The 23,273-nt window shown below is 47.0% G+C and carries 9 protein-coding genes; 3 read left to right on the plus strand and 6 right to left on the minus strand.

The window, feature by feature from the left end:
* Nucleotides 1-106: 106 nt before the first annotated feature.
* The 6 genes from fur to ABLA76_RS11745 all read right to left on the minus strand — a co-directional run bounded on the left by fur (nt 107) and on the right by ABLA76_RS11745 (nt 7,615).
* Nucleotides 107-556, minus strand: a complete 450-nt coding sequence (fur, locus tag ABLA76_RS11720) for a ferric iron uptake transcriptional regulator (RefSeq protein WP_285811383.1) — start codon at nt 554-556, stop codon at nt 107-109.
* Between the two features lie 186 nt (nt 557-742).
* On the minus strand, nt 743-1,276 hold the full coding sequence (fldA, locus tag ABLA76_RS11725) for a flavodoxin FldA (protein ID WP_047770782.1): 534 nt from the start codon (nt 1,274-1,276) through the stop codon (nt 743-745).
* Nucleotides 1,277-1,450: 174 nt separating this feature from the next.
* On the minus strand, nt 1,451-1,741 hold the full coding sequence (gene ybfE / locus ABLA76_RS11730; RefSeq protein ID WP_047770781.1) for a LexA regulated protein: 291 nt from the start codon (nt 1,739-1,741) through the stop codon (nt 1,451-1,453).
* A 258-nt stretch (nt 1,742-1,999) separates the two neighbouring features.
* Nucleotides 2,000-4,195, minus strand: a complete 2,196-nt coding sequence (locus ABLA76_RS11735; RefSeq protein WP_348988049.1) for a type I secretion system permease/ATPase — start codon at nt 4,193-4,195, stop codon at nt 2,000-2,002.
* Between the two features lie 2 nt (nt 4,196-4,197).
* The gene (locus ABLA76_RS11740) at nt 4,198-5,553 is read right to left on the minus strand and encodes an HlyD family type I secretion periplasmic adaptor subunit (protein WP_285811381.1); all 1,356 of its coding nucleotides are present in this window, start codon (nt 5,551-5,553) and stop codon (nt 4,198-4,200) included.
* The gene (locus ABLA76_RS11745; RefSeq protein ID WP_348988050.1) at nt 5,546-7,615 is read right to left on the minus strand and encodes a type I secretion system permease/ATPase; all 2,070 of its coding nucleotides are present in this window, start codon (nt 7,613-7,615) and stop codon (nt 5,546-5,548) included. The genes ABLA76_RS11740 and ABLA76_RS11745 overlap by 8 nt, the downstream gene beginning before the upstream one ends.
* A gap of 554 nt (nt 7,616-8,169) precedes the next feature.
* On the opposite strand from ABLA76_RS11745, the gene ABLA76_RS11750 reads away from it, so the two are divergent.
* From ABLA76_RS11750 to rtxA, 3 genes are read left to right on the plus strand one after another with little or no spacing between them, the layout of a single operon-like run.
* Nucleotides 8,170-8,535 (plus strand): peptide chain release factor 1, encoded by a 366-nt coding sequence (locus tag ABLA76_RS11750; RefSeq protein WP_285811379.1) that lies wholly within the window; start codon nt 8,170-8,172, stop codon nt 8,533-8,535.
* 31 nt (nt 8,536-8,566) lie between these two features.
* On the plus strand, nt 8,567-9,028 hold the full coding sequence (gene rtxC, locus ABLA76_RS11755; protein WP_348988051.1) for an RTX toxin-activating lysine-acyltransferase RtxC: 462 nt from the start codon (nt 8,567-8,569) through the stop codon (nt 9,026-9,028).
* 27 nt (nt 9,029-9,055) lie between these two features.
* A complete protein-coding gene (rtxA, locus tag ABLA76_RS11760; protein ID WP_348988052.1) occupies nt 9,056-23,119 on the plus strand; it encodes an MARTX multifunctional-autoprocessing repeats-in-toxin holotoxin RtxA in 14,064 nt (4,687 codons plus the stop codon).
* Nucleotides 23,120-23,273: the final 154 nt, after the last annotated feature.

Raw genomic sequence — 23,273 nt, forward strand, 5'->3', positions numbered from 1 at the left:
TGCCGATTAGCGTGATAATTAATCGGCAGGTTGCTTATTCAGACAAACAACTTATTCAGATGAATAAATAGCGGAAGCGAATGACTTTATTGTCAGCGCTTGTTTATCATGCTTTTGCATCATGAAGCGAGTTATCTTTGCGGCAATCACCATCAGCACAGTGACCATATAAATAAAGACTGTGGTTTGAGAGCTTAATTCCATAGCGTTCAGCGATGTTTTTCTGACGCTCTTCAATGAATTCATCACTAAATTCAATGACCTTGCCGCAGTCGAGACAAATCAGATGGTCATGATGATGTTGCTGGGTGAGTTCAAAAACCGATTTGCCGCCTTCAAAATTGTGACGTGTCACAATGCCGGCGTCATCAAACTGGTTCAACACGCGATAGACAGTGGCGAGGCCAATCTCTTCACCGATATCAATCAGCTTTTTGTAGAGATCTTCCGCACTGACATGATGGCATTCTGGGTCCTGTAACACTTCCAGAATTTTCAGTCGTGGAAGCGTTACTTTAAGTCCAGCATTTTTCAATGCTTTATTGTTGTCGGTCATGCGGATTCAATCCTGTAACTTGAGTTAAGTGAACTTATGATACTTGGGGGTATCGTGAGGGAATCATGATTCTGTTTCACGTTGCTGATTATAGGCATGGATATTAAAAATGAAAACCATGCCTATTCATATATCATGACACATTATGCAAGAATAATCCTGCCTGAAAGGGCTTTTCTCTTCTTATTAAACGCCGAGGATCTCTGACAGGCTCATTTCAGTCTTGATCTGTTGTACCCAGGCTTCAACGCGCTCATCCGTCAATTCTGGTTGACGATCTTCATCAATGGCCAGGCCAATAAAGTGGTTATCGTCGGCCATGCCCTTAGAGGCTTCAAAGTGATATCCTTCGGTTGACCAGTGGCCTACAATAATGGCACCACGAGGTTCAATAATATCACGAATGGTGCCCATAGCATCACAGAAGTATTCTGCATAATCTTCCTGATCACCACAGCCGAACAAGGCAACCAGTTTTCCTTCGAAATTGATCTCTTCCAGTGTTGGGAAGAAATCATCCCAGTCACACTGAGCTTCGCCGTAATACCAGGTTGGGATGCCAAGCAGCAAGATATCGAGGGCTTCAATGTCTTCTTTGCTGCTTTTGGCAATATCGTGGACTTCAGCAACATCAGCACCGCCCAATTTTTCTTGGATCATTTTGGCGATGTTCTCTGTGTTGCCTGTATCGCTGCCGAAGAATATACCTATTATTGCCATAAAATGGGTTAACCTCTTGTTTTATTTGTGTATTAAGTCTATACACATCACGCTGAAATCAGCTGGAAAAATGTCAGTTTCAGTAACATGAAAAGCGTTATTCTGACCAAACATCCATGACAAATCTGTCAGATTTGTGTGGTGACACCGCTTCATTGTGTTTAATAAAAGCCGTTAATCGGCAAGGTGATTTTTTTCTGTCAGTTGGGCTAATAACATTTGTTCAATCAATTCACTGCGGCTAATGTTGCGCTGTTTTGCCAGATGGTTTAGTGCATCAACGGCATCTTCATTAAGTTTGAGTTCCACTCGACGCAATCCTCTGACTTTATCTCGTCGCAACTGGTTGCGTTTATTGATCCTAAGTTGTTCATCCCTGGACAGCGGATTTGTTTTAGGTCGCCCGGGCCTGCGTTCATCTGCGAACAAATCCAGTGTGGTGCGATCAGTTTGTTCTTTTGCCATAAATTCAATTGATAATGGGCGTGTACCAATAATATAGCGGGCAATAATACCTTAGCTGGACGCGTGTCGCTACTAGTTGATGAGAGAGATTGTTGGAATGGCTCAAACGACATTTACATTTAGGATCGATGATATCCCTGACCCGAATGATATCGGGTGACTGTTCTTAGTCGAGTGGTGAGAGAGACTTGCTTCATGATGAAAGGCATTCTCAAGCGAAACAAGTCTCCTATTTTCAATACATTTCTTTTTCAGTCATCACTTCGTTTGTTGATACCAAAGTTGTGCATATAAGCCATTTTGCTGCACCAGAGCATCATGTGAACCTGATTCAGCGATTTTTCCCAAATCTAAAACGAAAATCTTATCGGCATGGCGGAGAGTATTTAGTCGGTGAGCAATGCTGATCACCGTTCGGTTTCGGCATATCTCAGCCATATTGCTCATGATGGCCGCTTCGGATTCATAATCCAGTGCGGAAGTGGCTTCATCGAGGATTAAGATCTTGGGATCACTCAGTAATGCCCTTGCTAAGGCGATACGCTGCCGTTGTCCGCCAGAAAGATTCCCCCCTTTTTCACCAACCGGATGCGCAAATTTATGGGGAAACGCATTAATGAAATCAACCGCGCCCGCTAAGGCTGCTGCCCGATAAACTTCTTCATCACTGGCATTGGGCTTGCACAGGCGGATATTATCCGCAATGCTGCCGGAAAACAGAATACTCTCCTGCAAGACCACACTCATATTACGGCGCAATGATACTGGGTCGGCAATGGCTAAATCCATGCCATCCACCAAAACCTGACCGTGTTGTGGCACATATAAGCGCTGCAACAAGCGGGTTAATGTACTTTTGCCGGAACCTGATGGCCCTGTAATACCAATAAATTCTCCGGCTTTAATTTCCAGTGACAAATTTGCCAGCACTTCCGGCGTATCTGCATGGTAACGGAAGCGGATATTGCGAAATTCAATCTGGCCTGCCAGTTCGGGTGCTGATGCCAGCCCTTGTCTACTGCTTTCCATTGGCTCATCAAGAATATCACCCACCCGCCGCAGAGCGATCAGGGTATGCTGGAAGTCTTGCCAGACTTGCGCCAGTCTCAGGATGGGTTGGGTAACGTGCCCCGCCAGCATATTAAAAGCAATTAATTCACCCGGGGACAAATCTCCATCAAGTACGCCCCGGACTCCCCACCACAACAGCAAAGCAGCAATCACTTTTTGGATCAGCTCAATCCCTTGTCCCGCTGCCAGCCCACTTTTTTGGGCGGTAAAGCGCTGGATTAACTGCTGGCTCAGTACCTTTTGCCATTGGTGCAAAAAGCGCTTTTCAGTGGCAGTCGTTTTGATGGTTTCAATCCCCGTGACCGCTTCTGTCAGGAAGCTGGTGGCATTGGCATCGGCTTCATACTCTTTTTCTACCTTGCGCCGAATAATGGGACCGACGACGATCCAGAGCAAGAAATAGAGCACCAGCGAACTGATGACAAGGCATGTCAGCTGGGAAGAGTAATGAAACATCACGCCCAGAAACAGAATGATGAAAATCAGGTCAAGCAACAGCATAAGGGTAGAACCGGTCAAAAATTGACGGATCTGCGCCATTTCCCGAACTCTGGCGATAATTTGCCCTGTTTGCCGTTGTTTGAAATAGGGCAGGGGTAATCCTACAAGATGACGATATAGCTTGCCGGAGAGTTCAGCATTGATTTGGCTGGCCGTATGCCCAAACACGGTATTGCGCAGGAACCCATACAGGGGTTCTGCCAATGCCAGTGCCAGCATCGCCATACCCAGCACATGCAGGCTGGAAATACTCCGCCCAACCAACACCTTGTCAATGACATTTTCAAATAACAAGGGGGCTGCCAGGGCAAAAAGTTGCAATACAATGGCATACAGGAAAATATCCCGTAACTGGTTTTTCTGCCTGAAAATAGAGGGATAAAACCAGCTTAAGCCAAATTTAACCTGTTGCCTGGTCAGGGATTTATCCGCCACCAGTAGCACCTTGTATTCGTTAGATTGGCTGCCACTCGTTTGTTCATCGTGCAATAATGCACGCACTTCATATTTTTCGGTGACAGGATCGAACAGCGTAAATGTGTCAGGATGAATTTCTGACAATACCCACCAGCGCTGCTCCAATTCAACTAATGCAGGTAAAGGTAATGTGGCGGCAGTATCCGGTGTCAGGCGTTCAAACTTGCTGCGTAGCCCAATGGCATCCGCTGCTTCACGTAGCTGCGGATCGATCAGTGCTAGCGAGTCTACCCCCAGAATAAGGTGTAATTGCCCGACAGAAGCCACTTTGTGAAACTGTTTCCCCAAATGGGCGATACAATCCAGCGCATAATTGTTTGCATTGATATCGCTATTTGCACCGATTGGGTTGCCGGATTTTGGGTTTGTATCTGAGCTACAGGTGAAGGAAAAAGTGTCAGACATGATTATTTTTCCCTTAACGCTTCAGATTGATATTCCTGAATGGGACTGAGCAGATAATCAATCACGCTTCGCTGATCGGTTTTGATTTCCGCAACGATGGACATCCCAGCCGTGATTTCGACAGGTTTCCCATCGACCATAATATTGTTCTGTTTGAGGCTGATTTGTGCAGGAAAAACCAGACCTAGCTGTTCATCGGTGGTGGAGTCCCGCGAAATACTCAGTAATTCTCCTTCAATCGTGCCATAGCGGGTATAGGGGAAAGCATCGACTTTGACTGTGACAGGTTGACCGGGCCGGACAAAACCGACATCTTTATTTAAGATCTGGATCTCAGCGAGTTGTACATGTTCATCAGGAACAATCACCATCAAATTCTGCGCAGGTTGCAGGACAGCGCCGAGAGTATGGACAGTTAATTGTTGAACTGTGCCAGTGACGGGAGAGCGCACCACTTCAAGGTCTTCTCGTTCCTGCATTTTCGACATTTCTTGTTGTGTTAATGCCCGCTGTATCTCTGCCTGTTTTCTTTTCTCAAACCATTCCCGCTCTTTGGTTATTTTGGTGCCCTGTAAACGTTGTTCCAGACTTTTATACTTGGACATCAGAATATCGAGTTCCGATTTTTGTTGAGCGATCAGCCTGTCTGTTTCCAGAAGTTCTTTTTCTTGTTCCAGATATTCCACCTTGCTGATGACCTGCTTTTGGCTCAATGTTTTTCTGGCCTGCAAGCGCTGGTTGATATTGGTGCGCAGGTTGGTTAATGAGCGTATATCGCTGTTTCGTGCTTGTTGGGAAGTCTGGTTCTCTGCCATTTCCGCGTGGATAGTGGAAATAATGGATTCAAATTCCTGCTTTTCGTGAGCGTAATGCGCCAGAATGCTTTCCTGTTTATCGGCGGATTGCTGCTGGAAAAGCGGCAGGAATTCAGGGTTTTGTTTTTCAAGCAGTGCCCGGTAACGGATTTCCTCTTCCATCAGATAGTCGAGATTCTCGCTCAAACGGGCAATATCCTGATTGACGCCGAGCGTATTGAGCGTCAGCAGTGGCGTATCCTTCTCAACGTGCTGACCATTTTTGACATGGATGGCCATCAGGCGGCTCTGCTCATAAGCCTGAATGATTTGGGAACGACCCGACGCGATCAAACGGCCGGTTGCGGTTGCCTGCACATCCAGTTTCCCCAGACAAGCCCATAACAGGGCGACCAGAACGCTAATGCTTAAGGTGATGGCCGTATAACGGGCGAACGGCGAAGGTGGGCGTTGTGACAACGCCAGGTGGGTTGGTAAAAAATCATAATGCGCTTTGGCAGGACGTAACCGCTTGATCCCTTTGCGCAAGATAGCCTTAAACATAGGCCGGCTCCTCCTGTTGTATTTCCTGTTTTAGTTCTTGTTGTAACTGCCAAAGTTTCCGATAGTGTTTGCCTTGTTGCAGAAGCTGTTCATGGCTACCCTGTTCGATGATTTGGCCCTGGTGTAATACGATGATCCGGTCACATTGGCGTACCGTGGAAAGCCGGTGGGCGATGGTGATGACCGTTCTGCCTTGGGCAATCTTAGCCATATTAGATTGAATAATGGCTTGTGATTCATCATCCAGCGCACTGGTGGCTTCATCAAGGATCAGGATTTTGGGTTCTGACAACAGGGTTCTGGCAATCGCCAAACGTTGTCGCTGGCCGCCTGATAGCGATTGCCCGCCTTCCGCGATCACGGTGTCATATCCCATCGGCAATCTGAGGATAAAATCGTGTGCCCCTGATAGCGTTGCCGCTTCGATGACAGCAGATAACGGGGCATCAGGGCAGGATTGGGACAAATTCTCATACACCGTTTTATTAAATAGAAAGTTTTCCTGCAAAACGATGCCGATCTGCTGCCTGAGGGATTCAATATTGACGTTTTGCAAGGGAACGCCATCCAGCGTGATAGCCCCACTTTCCGGGGTATAAAGCCGCAACAGCAAACGTGCCAGGGTGCTTTTCCCTGAACCCGAGGTGCCAACAACGCCGAGGGTTTCCCCCGCCCGGATAGCCAGCGTGAAATGGTTAATGGTGGGGGGGAGATCGGGTTGATAGCGAAAGACAATATCCGAGAATGAAATTGCCCCGTGTAACGTAACCTGTTCATTGCCTGATTGCTGCTCGGTTGGCAGGTTCAGCATATCTCCCAGCTTCTCAATGGCAATGCGTGAACGGATAAATTGCCCCCAGAGTTGCACCAGCTTAGCCAGGGGTTGCTGGGTGTGGCTGACCATCATATTAAAGGCGATCAATTGACCAATGGTCATGTGCAGGGAAAGCACTTCCGACGCACCCAGCCAGATAATGACGGCACTGGTGACTTTTTGTAGCATCATCACCAGATGACCGGAACGATTATCCCACTGCTGTACCTCATAACTGGTGCTGACCATCTTTTCCGTCTGGCTGTCCCAGCGGCGGATAAAGCGGGGTTCAGCGGCGAGGCTTTTCAGCGTCTCGGCACCGGCCACGGTTTCGGTCAGGAAAGAGGTATTCATGGCGGCATGGGTGAACTGTTTTTCCACTGCCTTTTCAATTTTTGGTGTCACCCACCAGGCCAGCAGGGCATAGCAGGGTAGAGTAAGCAGGAAGAGCAAGGTCAGCGTACCGGACAGCAGGCTCATGACATAAATAAAGACAAACATGAACAAAACGTCGATACACAGAGTGAACATGGAGCCGGTTAAAAACTCGCGGATCGTTTCCAGCTCCCGCACTCGTGTCACAATTGCACCTATCTGGCGGGATTTAAAAAACAGCAATGGCAGACCAAACAGATGCCTGACCAATTTCAAGCCCAGTTTGATGTCAATCCGGTTGGCGGTATGGGCATACTGGTATTCCCGCAATCCTCGCAGAATGATTTCAACCAGGCCCGCCGTTACCAGCCCAAAAATCAGTACATCCAATGTGGAAAATGCCTGATGCACAAGCACTTTGTCCATGACAACTTGCACCACCAGAGGAGAGATAAGTGCCAGGATTTGTAGAATGAAGGAGAACAGGAGAATCTCCTTCAGGTTCTTTTTTTGTCTGATAAATTCAGGAATAAACCAGCGGATATTAAATTGATTGCTTTTTTGTTTTATTTTTATCCACTTGCCGCTCCATAGATTGATAAATTCTTCTTTACCTAATATCTCCGGTGTTTCCTGATAAGGTTTTTGGATTAATACCCGTTGCTCATCATATTTTGCCAGAATGAAAGGTTGCCCATCATGGCTAAATAAAATGGCCGGCAGAGATATGGCACCTAACTGCTTATTTATAGAGTATTTATTTTTGATTTTAATATTACATTCTTTTTGTATCTTATTCAGAGTGGAAATATAATCATCACCATCATTTACGTTTTTATTTGCTATGATTGCATGATCCCTATTAGATATCATTATTATTAATTTAATTAATGATATTATTGTTTTTTCTATTTCATTCATTAAGTCAAATCTGTTTTAAATAAAAAATTACACTTTCGATATAAAGAGATAACCTGAAAACCAGTGAAATGTTATATTTGTTGAAGAATTTTAACAAATCCATTAAATAATATTATCTGTTATCAAAAAGCCTGTGAATGTGAATCATTGGGACAAAATATAGGGTATAAACAGATAATTTACTATTTATATGTTGATCTTAGCCAATAAATAGAGATATCTTTATCCGAAGCTGACATTAAAGCCTGGTGGTATACTTTACTGGCTATTTTGTATTTTGGATAGTTATTTAAAAATGAGAGTTATTTAGAAATGATAGCTCTTTCAAGATAATAACGCTTGAACAATAAGGGAAATATAAATGACTTTAGCTTACTCCGATAAGTTGGAGTTATCAGGTTAAATCATAAATGAACCCATATACACTATGGTTTCATTTATGATTTAATCATTTTAATTTAATGCAATCTTAACATTAAATTAATATTTATTTAATGGATAATGCTATGTCTGAAAAATTTGTACAAACCATCTCAAGTGTTAATTATAACAAAGGCGTATTCTCTCTTTATTTTGTCGGTCAGGAGCCTAATCAAATGGCGAGTGGCATGCTGGCGGAAAATGATCAGGAATTGCAGTTAAAACAAGTGATCCATATGCCTGCTTCCGGTTTTATGTATATGGTTTCCATGGTTAAAAATATGCTTGAAGATCCCAGAATGGCCGCTGAAATCAATAAACTGATTGCGGCTGGTTTCTTACCGGTGCCTGAGAGCAGCGAAAGTGAACAACCTGCGGAAGTTACGGCTACAGCGCCAGAATCTTCTGAACCTAAAAAACGTTCAGCACGTAACGCCGGAACATCGAAATAATATCAGCATCCTATCAGGTAGTTGCTAACTTATGGTGATCACACATCACTTGGCAACACTGAGTGCGCATGAAATACAGGCAATGATGGGTGGGGTGATGTTGCTTTGTCAGCACTCCCCCTTGCACCGACGTTACTCCGTTGCTGAATGGCAACAACGTATCTTGCCGTCATTCCGGCTTAATCAGTTTTGCTATTACGAAGATGAACATCAACGCCCAGTTGCTTTTTGTAATTGGGCTTTTTTGTCTGACAGCAGTCGGGATGCCATTCTTTCCGGTGAACGGGAAATTTCACCGGAAGATTGGCGTTCCGGCCAGCATATCTTTTTTCCAGAGATGATTGCCCCTTTCGGACATGCGCGTGACATTGCCTGCGATCTGCGTCGGCGTGTCTTTGCTGCCCGGAAAGGACAAAAAGCCTGCACCGTCAGGGGAACGCTGGATGTGCCAAATAACCGTTGTATCCGTCGGGTGCAATGGTTCACGGTTTAATTTTCTACCCAATATCAGGATTATTTTATGGGAAAGTCATCTAACCGCAGTACAGAATACTTCTTTACCGGTAAATATGAAGATGATAATGACGGAAACACAATACACGCCATTGGTGTTGGTGGTGTCATTAATGCCTATGGCGGCAATGACTACATAGTCGTCGGCTCTTTTAGTGCAACCGTCAATACAACATGGGGGCATGACACAATAGTCGGTGCTGCCGGATATCTGAATGTCAATGATACGGGCGGCGATCTAACGGTTAAAGGCGGGACGGGTTTCACCTCAATCAATAAGACACAGAGCGGGCCGATAACGTTTGAGGGGGTTTCCGGTGGAGTGAAAATCAATCATACCGGAGACAAGAGTGGCATCTTTTATTCTGGCGCCGCTGGATATAATAGTATCACTCGTAAGGGGTTACAGGGTGACGTTAGCTTCAAGGGCGCGGGTGGATACAACGAATTATGGCATGAAACTAACCAGGGAAATTTCTATTTCGCAGGGGCGGGTGGCGCAAACAAGATCGATCGTACTTGGTTTAACCGTTATCAAGGTTCCACTGGTGGTTTGACATTCAAGGGCGCTGGCGCGGCAAATATCATTAGCTCCAGAGTTGAGAGTGGCAACATTGATTTTGAGGGCGCGGGAGTAGCCAACACTATTGTCCGTAAAGGTAAAAGTGGCGACATAACGTTACGTGGTGCAGGGGCATCTAACCGTATTGAACGTATCCGTCAGGTCGATGATATCTATTCTGAAACCAAGGGAGATATCCGGTTTGAAGGCGCAGGCGGTTATAACAGCCTTTACTCCGATATTGCACAGGGTGATATCTATTTCACGGGTGCCGGTGCTTATAACGAAATTACCCGTAAGGGAACCGCCAATGACTTCGGTAGCGAAGGAATGGAATATACCAAGGCCGAAGAGGTTGTGCTGACAACAGCAACCCTGAGTGGTTCATGGATTGGCAGTTCCCATCAGGTGACAGGGTTTAAATCAGTGCGGGAACCAAACACTTACCTGTTTGCGTTTGAGGATGGGACTCACACTAAAATCAACAAGGTCCAGCTGCGCAATGATCCCGCAACGGGTAAGCTGAGATACATCTCGACCGCGTGGTATAAAGCAGGGAAACATCTTAACGGGCTGGAAAAACGAGATATCTCGACTCAGGGAGGCTTCAGTTCAGTCGGTGAAGATGGCGCATACACGTTGTCAAACCTGACCGTTGAACAGCGGAAACCGGTAACAGTTCATGCGGTTGAGAAAAAGCTGACGGAAAACCAGTGGGTAAATTATGGCAATGGTGTCCAGATTGACGCAGCAGATATCACTTTATCTGATGCCAAAATGGGCGGTTATGCCATTTACCGTGATGGAACCACGGTTGACGTAAAAGCGGTCAAATCCAACCGGAGGCTAAACACCTATATTTATGCTAAGCAACTTGGCGAACACACCAAGTTTGTGGTGGTGGAGCTGCGGAACGATCCCAAAACAGGAACGCTGCAATATATCGCTCGCCCCTGGTATAAAGAAGGTAACCATATAGCTAATCTGGCGAACGCAGATATCTCTTATGCCAATGGTTACCACGATATGGGAGCCGGCAGTTATTCGCTCAGTGATCTTCATTACAGTGTGAATACGGTGCGCACAAATTCCGGCCGTGTGCCTGATCTGCATGAATATTGTGATCTTGAGCTGTTCAGGTCAGCCACTGGCGGCGGTGACAGTTCGGGTGATATTCATTATGCCGGGGCCGGTGGTGGCAATATCATCAAATCCAACGTGACCCGTGGCAATGTCAGCTTTAAAGGAGCGGGCATTGCGAATGTGATTAAGCATAGCTCTGAATTCGGTAACACTACATTTGACGGTGGTGGTGGGGCAAACGTCATCATCAAAAAAGGCAAGAAAGGTGACCTGAACTTCGATGGTGCCGGCATTGCCAACGTTTTACTGCACCAAAGCCAAAATGGTGATCTGAACGTCAAGGCGGGTGGCGCAGCAAACGTATTGGTTCGCGTTGGCGATGGCCGTTATCTTGCTCATCTTCTGGCTGTTGGCAATATCTCCATTCATAAAGGCAATGGCAACAGCCGTATCGCAATGGGCGGTGGTTTCAATACCCATACCCAAATCGGTCATGGTGATGCGTTCTGGACAGGCATTGGCGGTGCCAATGTGCTGACCCAAATGGGGAACGGCAATGTCTCATCCATACTGGCGGGTGGCACCAATATTCTGACCAAAGTGGGTGAAGGCGATTTGTCATCAGCCATGTTTGGCGGCGCCAATATTATTACCCATATCAGCAATAACGAAACGGCGGATCCCGGTTCGGCAAATACATCGGCCATTGCGCTGGGTGGTGCCAACATCCTGACTAAAAAGGGTAAGGGTGATGTTCAGGCCGTTATGGGCGGTGGCGGTAATGTCCTGACGCATATGGGGGATGGTAAAACCACCGGCGTTATGCTGGGAGGAGTCAATATCCTGACCAAAGTGGGTCACGGTGATACGACTGGCATTATGTTAGGGCTGGGTAACGTTCTGACCCATGTTGGTGACGGACAAACGCTGGGCGTGATGGGCGCGCTGGGTAATATTTTCACCAAAGTGGGTGATGGCACAACCATTGCGGCGATGATTGGTGCAGGCAATATTTTCACCCATGTCGGTGATGGCAATGCCTGGGCGCTGATGGGTGGTAAAGGCAATATCTTCACCAAAGTGGGCAATGGCGATGCACTGGCATTGATGCTGGCACTGGGTAACGTATATACGCACGTGGGTGATGGCAAGAGTGTTGCCCTGATGATCGCCAAAGGTAATATTGCGACCAAAGTCGGCGATGGCGATGCCCTGTCTGCCATGATTGGCAAAGGCAATATCTTTACCCAGATTGGTGATGGTTCCACTTTCGCGGCCATGATTGGCGGGGCAAATGTGCTGACCAAAGTGGGTGATGAGCTGACGGCAGCTTTGATGGTGGGTGAAGCCAACATTTATACCCATGTCGGCAACGGCACCAGCATGGGGTTGTTTGCGGGTAAAGCCAACATCATGACGAAAGAGGGTGATGGCACCACGCTGTCGGCCATGTTTGGTGAAGCCAATATCATGACCCATGTCGGTGATGGTTTAACGGGGGTATTGGCATTAGGCAAAGCCAACATCGTGACGAAAGTCGGCAATGATTTTATGGGCGTTGTGGCCGCTGCCGAAGCCAATGTGGTGACCCATGTTAATCATGAAGGTAATAGCACAACGGCAGCCGTGCTAGCTGGCAAAGGAAATATTCTGACCAAAGTCGGTGATGGAACCGCGGTTGGCCTGTTGATTTCTGAAATCGGCAATATCATGACCCATGTTGGTGACGGCACGACGGTCGGGTTCGCCAAAGGTGAAGGCAATATCATCACCAAAGTGGGTGATGGATTGGGCGTCAATGCTGCCTGGGGCAAAGCCAATATCCTGACTCAAGTTGGTGACGGTGATCGCTATAACTTTGCCAAAGGTGATGCCAATATCATTACTAAAGTGGGCAATGGTCAGGAAGTTGCCGTTGTTCAGGGGCAAGCCAATATTGTAACCCATGTCGGCAATGGTAATGACTATACCGGTGCCTGGGGCAAGGCGAACGTGATCACCAAAATCGGTGATGGCCGTAACGTTGTGCTCACCAAGGGCGAAGCCAACATCGTGACCCAAATCGGCGATGGGGATAGCTTCAATGCGTTATGGAGCCAGGGCAATATCGTCACTAAAGTGGGTGATGGTATGCAAGTGACGGCGGCCAAAGGGAAAGGCAACATCACCACCACGGTGGGGAATGGCCTTAGCGTGACAGCGGTTCATGGCGACCTGAATATCAATACCAAAGTCGGTGATGGGGTTGCCGTCAATGTGGCCTGGGGTAAACTCAACGTCAATACCCGTGTGGGTGACGGCCTGAATGTTTCCGTCATGAAAGGCACGGGTAATGCCAATATCCGTGTGGGTGATGGCCTGAACATCAACGCCTCTTATGCCCGCAACAACGTGGCAATTCAGGTCGGTAATGGTGATTTTTATAGCCTTGCGGTGGCGGAAAGCAATACCCAGAGCAATAAATTGAATGCACTGTTTGACAATATCAAACAGACCGTTCTGGGCAGCGCGGGCAGTCAGGGCATCAATTATCTGGTAAATGGCGATGAAGCCAATACCTCAGGAACCCATAAAGGGCGAGGCGCCATTGACCTGCCGGAAGTTGCTTCCCTGAATGGTTTCAAACTGACAGAAATTGATGAAATCAGTTCGGATTTGGCGAAAGAGCTGAAAGGTTCTGTGACCGGTGTTGATACCCCCAATATTGCCGGGATCGAGAAGAGACTTGGCGATGAAAAACACCTGAATACGAATCAGCCACGCAATTTGATTGTCAATGGTGATTTCGAACAGGGCGACAAGGGATGGACATCCACCTATGGCATTGAAGCCAGCTATTCGGCCAAGGCGTATGGACTGAGTGATGAAGGGCATGGTGAGCGGGTCAGTGAGCTTGATGTCAACCGTAATACCTCTATCTGTCAGACTATTAAGAATTTGACGGAGGGTGAAAAAATTACCGTTAAGTTCGATTTTGCCAGACGTGCTGGTATTTCTGCGGATAATGGCTTGAAAGTGAGCTGGAATGGCAAAGCTGTTTTTTCGGCTGCCGATGGTAACAGTGAGTGGCAAAACCAGACCCTGACTTTAACCGCCATGGCAGGCAGTAACCTGCTGATGTTTTCTGGAACCGGCTTAGATGATGGCTTGGGTTATGTTCTGGATAACGTCGTTGCTACCTCTGAATTGTCTGTTGCTGACCATGTGAAACAGGATAAAGCGGCACAAAACGCCTTGCAGGACAAGGAAAAAGCAGAAGCCGATAGCCAACGTCTGGCTCAGGAAAAAGATAAACAACTGGCGGCGATTGCCGGCACCCAGTCACAACTGGAAGCCACCGATCTGGATGCCCTGAACACTAACGGGCAGAGCCAGCGTAATGCCATCAAGGAAGAAGCGCAGGCGGTGACAGATGAGATGCTGGCGCAGATTAAGGGGCTGGAAACACTGGATATCCATGCCACCTATCAGGGTGAATCAGGTCAACAATGGCGTGATCAGTTCGCGGCTGGTTTACAGCAGCGTATTCAAACCGGATTGAATCGGGCGGGTGAAACTGCGCAGAATCAATTGGATAATATCCAGGCAGCGATAGCAGCGCGTTTGGGCGATACCAAGGATGCCGTTGCTAAATCAGAAGTGGGCACACTTAAGGCTGAACAAAACCAACAACATGCCGAGCAGGATATAGAAACGGCACTTATCCAAGCCAGAAGCAAGGAGAAAGAAGCCCTTGATCGTGAGCTAAAAGCTAAGCGGGCAGAGCATGATGGTAATCTGGCAGTACAACAAGCAGAGCAGCATGGTCAGCATGAAGTCTCTGCGGCAGACAGTAAAACCGCGCAAGTACAACATGATGCCAAGGGTTCAAAACTGGATGACAACCATAAACCGGTTCGTACAGGTGCAACAGGCAGCGGTCTGTCCGGCAAAGCTTATGAAGCGAATTACTCTGAAAACATTGAACAAGCAGAAAAATCCAAGAGTAATATCAATGCTGATTTGACTGTTCCGGCAGATGGCAGATTCAGCAAGAAACTGCAAGAGCTGGATAAAGAGCTGAACGAACTTGACGATGCCAAAGAGGCCTTAAACCGCTTGCAGATCAATGCAGGAATACGTGCTAAAAAAGTGTCTGGCGGATCTCGCCTAACGTCTGCTCATAACGAAACGTCAGACAATCAGGAAGTTAGCCAACCTTCGGCTGTAGTGACTGAATGGGGCAGGGACACACCAAGAATTTCGGGGCTGGATCTCAGTGGCCTGAAAGCGTTGAGTGAAAACCTGATTCCGCCAGATTCAGTCAATACTTCTGGTGGTTCTGTCGCAAGCCGGGCACAGAAAGTGGCTAATGTTTACCATTGGTTGGATAGTGACAACGAACTTGCCACGGAAAAATATATTCCTGTGCCGGGGTTTGCTCGCGTGGATGCAGATATCCCGGATGAACTCAGACAGAAAATGGTCACTTTTATTGAAGGCTACCTGAATAATACTGAAAACAGCGTACCGAAAGATCAGGTTACTTCACTGGTAAAACTATTTGTTGATGCCACAATCGATTACGACTGGGATAAGCGTGTCGAATTCGTCTCAAGGCTGGAAAGTTATGGTTATAGCTTTGAACCTGTACATGGTGATAAGAGCATTGTTTCATTCTGGTCTGGCAAAAATTTCAAACAATACCGTTCAGTTCTTGATGCAGTGCAGACTGATGGCAAGAAGGTGGTTTACGATATTGATGTAAAAGGTAACAAATTTGCTATTGATCTGAACAAGATGCTGATGCGTTGTGGCGACATACTCCTCGATTCTGATATTGAGGAACAGAAAGCCTTGCAATCCGTCATTAACGCTTCTGCATACAGCAATACCGGATTCTGGAGTTCCCTTTATGCAACCGGGTCACGTGATGATGTCTATGTCATTGCGGAAGGCGGGTTGCGTCTTGGCAACTACTTCTGGAATGTTGAATTACCTGTATTGCGTCAATTACAGCGTGAAGGCTTGGTCGGGGAAATTCGTTTGTTGGATAAAGCGGCCAAAGAATATCAAGGGATGTCCCCTGAATCCATTGGCCGCAGATTGACTGACGCGGGAGTTTTTGTAAGAGCACGTTTTGATTCCCTGAGCCTTGCAGAGCAGGAAAGGCTGCTTGCATTGAACCCTGAAAAGTATGAGCCGTATACATTGGTTAATCTGGATATCAAAACCAGTGCCATCGATAACCTGCTGAATCAGGCCCTGCCATTCTATGGTTTGCGTACAGAACGCAATTTGCTGGTGAGTGAAGCTGATGGAGAAGGCTTTGAAGTCCGTCCGTGGCCGGGTAATAACAGTGATAGCGTCAAAACTATCATGCTGGAAAATCCAAAAGATTCTGCTCAAATTAAATCTATTGAGCGTTTTATTCTTGCCAACTATAACAATTACGACCAACTGCCTGATGAGCTGCATCTGGTGAAAGATCGCATTGTTTCCTTTGATCACGGGCGTACCCGCATTATCGCTGAAAAAGCAGACGGTAGCTGGAGCTATAAACCAAAAACCGATTTGATGTCTGCGGCAGAGTTACAGGAAGCGGCTTATGTTAAAGGCAAGATCCTGGGTGATAGTTATCGCAATGTATTAGATGCCCTCAGCAATTACCAAAATACCTTGCAAACCAGCAAAGATTATGACTTTGAGGCAGTGGATAAATTAACCGACCTGCTTCACCAGATTGAAAGCTATTTGCAGGGGCATCCAGATTCAAAACGCGTTCCTGCGCTCCAAAATTTGTTGTCACAAGTGAGTGTACGTCTGGAGGAATCGCTGGTATTGGCAGATATTACACCAAGAAGTGGTGAAAAAGTTGCCATTAATAATGATGGTACGCCACCGCGTGACAGAGAACTATTCAATCCAGTGACTCGCTTCCTGAATGATGCGCTTTATGGCTCCAGAGAAGATCGCCGTAACGTTGATAATCACACCCAAATAATATTGGATGCGGCAGTCACTCAGGGTACAGCGGATAAGATCACGCTACAGGGTGAAGCTGGGCGTCTAACGGGTTATTACCACAACGGTACTCAAAAAGATCAGGAAGAACAGAGTCCGGCGAAAAAAGTCGTGCTTTTCATCCACGGTTCCGGCTCATCTGCGGAAGAGCAAGCCAACATTATCCAAAATCAATACCAAAAACAGGGTGTGGATATGCTGGCGGTGAACATGCGGGGTTATGGCTCCAGTGATGGTCATCCAAGTGAAAAAGGGCTTTATCAGGATGCCCGTACCATGTTCAGCTATTTGGTTAATGACCGTGGCATCAAGCCTGAAAATATCATTATTCATGGCTATTCTATGGGGGGAGCTGTTGCGGCGGATCTTGCCCGTTATGCTGAGCGCAATGGACAAGCCGTCTCTGGTTTGCTGCTTGACAGGCCAATGCCAAGTATGACCAAAGCGATTACCGCCCATGAAGTGCCGAACCCTGCGGGGATCACGGCGGGGCTGGCTAAATTTGTTAATGGTCAGTTCTCGTTGGAGAAAAATCTGCAAGGCATTTCGAAACAGACGCCAATCATGCTATTGACCGATAATGAAGGATTGGGCAAGGAAGGGGAAAAACTGCGGGCTAAACTGGCTGTGGCGGGTTATCAGGTATCGGGTGAACAGACCTTCTATGGTCATGAAGACAGTGGGCTGATGAGCCAATATGCTGATCTGATTGTCTCGACACTTTCCAAACCTAGGCATGAAAATGGTAGCGTGAAGGCCGGCTTGCTGGAAAAAGCGCTTTACATCCTGTTTGATATGAAATCTGGTGGAAAGGCGTTGGATAAATATTCACTCCATTTCTCTCAGACAGGGGTTCTGCTCAATAATCTTCAGAAACTTGTACCCGAAATTGGCAATGTCCTCCTGACTAATGGGAATCACGTTGAGTCAAAAGAATTTCTGGAAGGCATCTGTTTTGCCTTGTCTGGCCGTTACCTGATGGAAGAACGGGTTCATGGACTGGGTGGTGGCAAAGCGTATTTGTTGTGGCTGACCGATGCGGTCAACGCCTACAATGAGAATACTGTGAATAAAAAGAGTGATATCAATTCGATTGAAGCCTCTTTGCTTAATCAATATCGCCGCCAACATATCGGTCCGGCAATCCAAGATCTGCTATCAATGCAGTATAGCCAGACGCAAAATCTGTCCAATTGGGAAGACCGCAAGAAAGCCAACCAAGCCTACGGCGGTAAATTAAAAGCCAATGGACTGACGGGAGATCGAATTGACCGCTCAATGAGCAATGATATTGCTGGCTATGAGAGCGTCATGGAGAAGCTGCGGAATGTGGATAAGACGACCTATATGTCCTTTATGTCTGAAGATCACGCTATGGCCGTTGTTGTCCATAAAGAGGAAAAACAAACTGTCTGGTCATTCTATGATCCTAACCTTGGCATCAAGTCATTTGATAACTATAAAGACTTTGAACGCTTTATGGACTCTTTCCATAAGGGAGTGATAACGGGATATCAATCCAAGTTTGCGTATACCTATGAAGCCAGCCGCGAGGAAGGTCAAAGTTTCTACGTTAACTACAATACGTTTGAAGATGACACCATTACGCAGTATGACGGAGTCTGGAAACAGGCACGTGCCGGTGAACAACAGTACGTATTGCGGGCGCTAAAAGAGCAAGGTAAGCCTTTTAAGCTGGGCGCAAACGTAACGGGACGTGTAGTTGATTATGGTAACGATGCCGTGACGTTGGAAGTGACGACGAAGAAAGGTGAGAAAATCCGGGTTGAAGTTGAAAGTCACAATTTCAAGCAGGCGGCACACCTTGTGCAGTCGAATATCGATACAGTCGTTGCTAATGCGAAAAATGGCACATTCACACTCAAGGCTTCGGCAGAGAAGATTACCAACCAACCCAATGCAGGGCAGATTGCAAATGATTCGTTTGATATAAAACCGCAGCTTGACGAATCAACAGTTCTCAAAGGTATTAATAACGACCTGAAACGTTATGGTGAAGCAATAAAACCACAGCCAGCCGGCCCAGGTAAGAAGCTGAAAGATATTCGCACAACCGAAGATTTTCTGGCGGGTTACAAACAAGGCCATGCAGAACAGGTGGTGGATGGTTTCCGTCCAAACATGAATATCAAGCAATTGGTAGATCTGCTGGTTAAAGGTAACTGGAGTCTGGAGCAAAAAGGGGCTTTGGCTTGGGAAATTGAAAGCCGCGCCTTGAAAATCACCTTCCAGCCAAGAGCTGAAAAATACAATCGGTTGTTCCGTGATGTCGTTTCAACAGGTATTGCTGATACTAAGGCGAGTGAACAACAGGCACCACAATTGTTATTGGTGAATCTGTCAAATGATGGTTTTGGCGGACGTTGTGACCCACTGTCGAAGTTGGTTCTGGTTGCGAAACAACTTGAAAATGAGGGACAGGATGGCGTTGCCCGTCAATTGCTGGAAAAAATGTACTCTGCGGCAGCGGTACTTAACAATCCAGATTTGTATTCTGCCACTGAACACGCCAACGCAAATAAATTGTTGGGATCGTTGGCCGCACTCCATGCCAGGAATCCAATATCAGATACGTCCATCAAAGTGTGGAAAGAGAAACTGGAAGACACGAAGGCACTGACTGTCGATGGCGTCGTCCAGAAAATTACCGCCGGAAATAGAGAAGGTCAATCCGTGTTGCTTGAACTGGATGGTCCAGATCATGCCATGGCGGCGTGGGCGAAAGGCAGCGATGAAAATCGTGTTTATGGTTTCTATGATCCCAATGTGGGGATTGTTGAATTCTCGTCGGCGGAGAAGTTTGGCGCTTACGTGACACGTTTCTTCGATGAATCCGATCTAAACATGGCACAAAGCTACAAACTGAAAAAAAATGCAGCAGGGGAAAGTGTTTTCGAGCGTGTAGTCGTCATCGATGGTGCGGTTCTGGCAACTTATCGTCCAAAGTGGGATGTTAAATTCACGATGCGAGACATTTTAGCACTGCCAGTGTTTGATGATACCCCAATCAAGAAACCGACCGAGATTGATGCAACTCATGGCGTGAAAAAACCGTTAGGTGATGACTCGCTGGAAAGTCATATTCATGTGAATAACCAGAACGTCAATTCCTGGGAAAATGCTGTGGTCAAATCCCAGCCTGAAAGTAGCGACAGTCGCTTTGCTGGTCAGATCATTATCCAGACTGAAAATGATCCTATTGTTGCGCAAGCTGCCGCGAATCTGGCCGGTAAGCACCCGGATTCCACTGTGGTTGTTCAGCTTGATGTTCATGGTCAATACCGCGTGGTGTATGGTGATCCGGCTGTCTTGGCCGATAAATTACAGTCCGGCAAATTACGCTGGCAGATTGTGGGGCATGGCCGTGAAAAATCGCTACAAAACCACACGCGCGTCAGCGGTTACAGTGCAGATGAACTGGCCCTGAAACTGAAACAGTTCAGTACTGATTTCAAACAGGTTGGCATGCCTGATCATATCAGCCTTGTCAGTTGTTCCTTGATCAGTGATGACAAACGGGATGGTTTTGCCCGTCGCTTTATTTCAGCACTGGATGAGCAGGGTATCCAAACCACCATATCGGCGCGCAGCAGTGAAGTTGCGGTAGACAGTATTGGCCGTAAATACACGAAAGATGCGCAAGAACAGTGGGTTCACAAGCTCACGGATAATAAGCTCGTGTTGGGGTGGAATGACAAGGGTGAAGTGGAAAGCCACTCCGAACGCGTTCGTCGTGGTATCTCTGAACGTGACATCAACTTGTCCCGTGTCGGTCAGGCAGATGTGGATGCAAAAGCGCAAGGTGCGATTGCCGATAATAAAGAGGCATTCCATGCACCAAAACAACGCAATACGGTAGATAACCCTTCAGTGGCGGCATCATCCAATAACCAACTGAGCTATTCCGGCAATATTCAGGTACAGGCGGGTGATGGTGAGTTTACGGCGATTAACTGGGGCACGACTAACGTAGGCATCAAGGTTGGTACAGGTGGCTTTAAGTCTCTGGCTTTTGGTGATAACAATGTGATGGTTCACATTGGCAATGGTGACAGCAAGCACAGCGTTGATATTGCCGGTTATCAGGCACTGGAAGGGGCACAACTGTTTGTCGGTAACCGCAACATCAGCTTCAATATGGGGCGCAGTAACGATCTGATCGTCATGCTGGAAAAATCCATTCCAACCCCACCGTTGGTTAACCCATTTGATGGTGCAGCCCGTATTTCTGGTGTCCTGCAAAACATTGCCGGAAAGTTTAACTCACCAGATTGGCTGGCGACCCAAAACCAGCAATGGACACTGGAAAGTGCGAAGAAATATGTCAGTGATTTGTCTGGTCTCGATTTGACCAGCAGTGTGGATTATAGAACCCTGACTGATCTCGACTCACAAAATGAACGTAGCAGCCGTGGCCTGAAAAATGATCTCGAAAGCACGTTGAACAAGAAATACAACCAATGGTTGAGTGGAAAGGGTAATACCCCGGAAATGGGTAAAATCAGTCGGGCAGATAAATTCCGTCAAGCGAATGAAAAACTGGCCTTCAATTTTGCCGTGGGTGGACAAGGTGCTGATATTCAGATCACGACGGGTAACTGGAACTTGATGTTCGGTGACAATATCCAGTCGATTCTGGATACCAACCTGGGATCGCTGTTTGGTTTGATGACACAGGAATATACCTCAACGGGTATGGCAAAAACCACGTTTACCTTTAGCCCAACGGACTTGCCACGTCAGCTCAAAAATAAATTGCTGGGCAATCTGGCAGGTGTCAGTGCGGATACCACGCTGGCGGATATCTTTGGCGTGGATTATACCGCGAAAGGCGCTATCGTCTCCCGCTCAGGCCAGCCTGTTGATGGCGTTGCTATGCTGCGTGAAATGCTGGAAATCATCGGTGAATTCAGTGGTGACCAACTGAAAGCCTTCACAGATCCAGACAAATTGCTCGACAGTTTAGAAGCTGGCTTGAATATGGGAGCTGATGGGGTGAAATCTTTTGCGGAAAGCCACGGCCTGAAAGCCAAAGCACCTGATGAGAGTCAGGAAGGGCATATCTCTATCAGTGAAGGGGATAAATCAGCCCCGGAAACGACAGAGGCACAGGCAGAACGCGCCTTTGGCCTGACTTCCCTGAACCTGCCGAACTTGTTTGCCACGCTGTTTAACCGGGATAAGCAGGCTGAGATGAAATCGCTGGCCACTAACCTGAAAGAGAACCTGACAGCCGATTTGCTAAACATGCAGGATAAAACCTTCGACTTCCTGCGTAAGAGTGGTCATTTGCAAGGCGATGGTGACATCCACGCTTCTTTGGGTAACTACAACTTTAACTGGGGGGGTGACGGCAAAGATCTCGGTGCCTATCTGGGCGATAACAACAACTTCTGGGGCGGCCGTGGTGATGACGTCTTCTATTCCGTAGGCACCTCGAATATCTTCACGGGGGGTGAAGGTAATGATATGGGTGTTCTGATGGGGCGTGAAAACATGATGTTTGGCGGTGCAGGCAACGATGTGGCTGTATTGGCTGGACGGATTAACTACGCCTACATGGGAGATGGTGATGATCAGACCTTTGTCTTCGGTGAAGGTGGCGTGATTGATGGCGGCAAGGGACGTGACTATATCGTGGCTTCCGGCAACTTTAACCGCATTGATGCAGGGGAAGATCAGGATTATGTTGTCGCCATTGGCAATAACAATCAGGTTGATTTGGGCGAAGGGAACGACTTTGCGACGGTCTTCGGCAACGATAACCGGATCGATGGCAAGGAAGGTGACAATGCTATCAAACTGATGGGTTATCACGCTGTTATCAATGGGGGCACAGGTAACGATCACCTGATTGCCGATGTGGTATCTAAGTTCAGCCAGCTTAACGGCGGCGATGGTGATGATCTGTTGGTACTGGGAGGATATCAAAACCGCTTCAAAGGTGGCACGGGCGTAAATAGCTTTGTGGTCAACGGTAATGTGATTGATAACGTGGTTGAAGATATCAAGCAAGGCGACAAGATTATGTTCAACGACATCAATTGGCAAAACCTGTGGTTCCAGCGCAGCGGCTACGATTTGGTTCTGTTGACTCAGCGTAATTTCAAAGATACCTCGGCACAGGAGCAGTTTGAGGCATTGGGTTCTGTGACTTTTAATGATTACTTCAAGGGTAACCGTGCGGATATCATCACCCAAATGGGGGATAAAGATGCACAGGGCGAGCGTGAATATACGTTACTCTCTGCCAATGCAGTCGATTCTCTGGTGCAGGCCATGAGTGGATTCGCGCCTAATATGGGAGATAGCGGCTTTATTGATGCGCTTGATAGTAAATCGAAATCAACCGTCATAACGGCTTGGTCTGATACCCTCAACGGGAAGTCTAAACTAGCCTGATAGTTTTATTCACTGAACTTAGTTAACAAAATGGCCCATGCATGAATGTGGGCCATTATTCAATTAATGTGTTATTGGCATTGACTTTAATTGCGGATTATATCAATCCAACTTCAAGATGCGTGTTATATTTCCCCGCGCAACGGGGAAATAT

Source organism: Xenorhabdus sp. SGI240 (assembly GCF_040081915.1).
GTDB lineage: Bacteria > Pseudomonadota > Gammaproteobacteria > Enterobacterales > Enterobacteriaceae > Xenorhabdus > Xenorhabdus bakwenae.

Bases quoted from the DNA above. Each gene is read 5' to 3' on its own strand.
- rtxA (WP_348988052.1), top strand. From the start codon at position 9,056: ATGGGAAAGTCATCTAACCGCAGTACAGAATACTTCTTTACCGGTAAA.
- ABLA76_RS11750 (WP_285811379.1), top strand. From the start codon at position 8,170: ATGTCTGAAAAATTTGTACAAACCATCTCAAGTGTTAATTATAACAAA.
- ABLA76_RS11735 (WP_348988049.1), bottom strand. From the start codon at position 4,195: ATGTCTGACACTTTTTCCTTCACCTGTAGCTCAGATACAAACCCAAAA.
- fur (WP_285811383.1), bottom strand. From the start codon at position 556: ATGACCGACAACAATAAAGCATTGAAAAATGCTGGACTTAAAGTAACG.
- ABLA76_RS11745 (WP_348988050.1), bottom strand. From the start codon at position 7,615: ATGATATCTAATAGGGATCATGCAATCATAGCAAATAAAAACGTAAAT.
- fldA (WP_047770782.1), bottom strand. From the start codon at position 1,276: ATGGCAATAATAGGTATATTCTTCGGCAGCGATACAGGCAACACAGAG.
- ABLA76_RS11740 (WP_285811381.1), bottom strand. From the start codon at position 5,553: ATGTTTAAGGCTATCTTGCGCAAAGGGATCAAGCGGTTACGTCCTGCC.
- ybfE (WP_047770781.1), bottom strand. From the start codon at position 1,741: ATGGCAAAAGAACAAACTGATCGCACCACACTGGATTTGTTCGCAGAT.
- rtxC (WP_348988051.1), top strand. From the start codon at position 8,567: ATGGTGATCACACATCACTTGGCAACACTGAGTGCGCATGAAATACAG.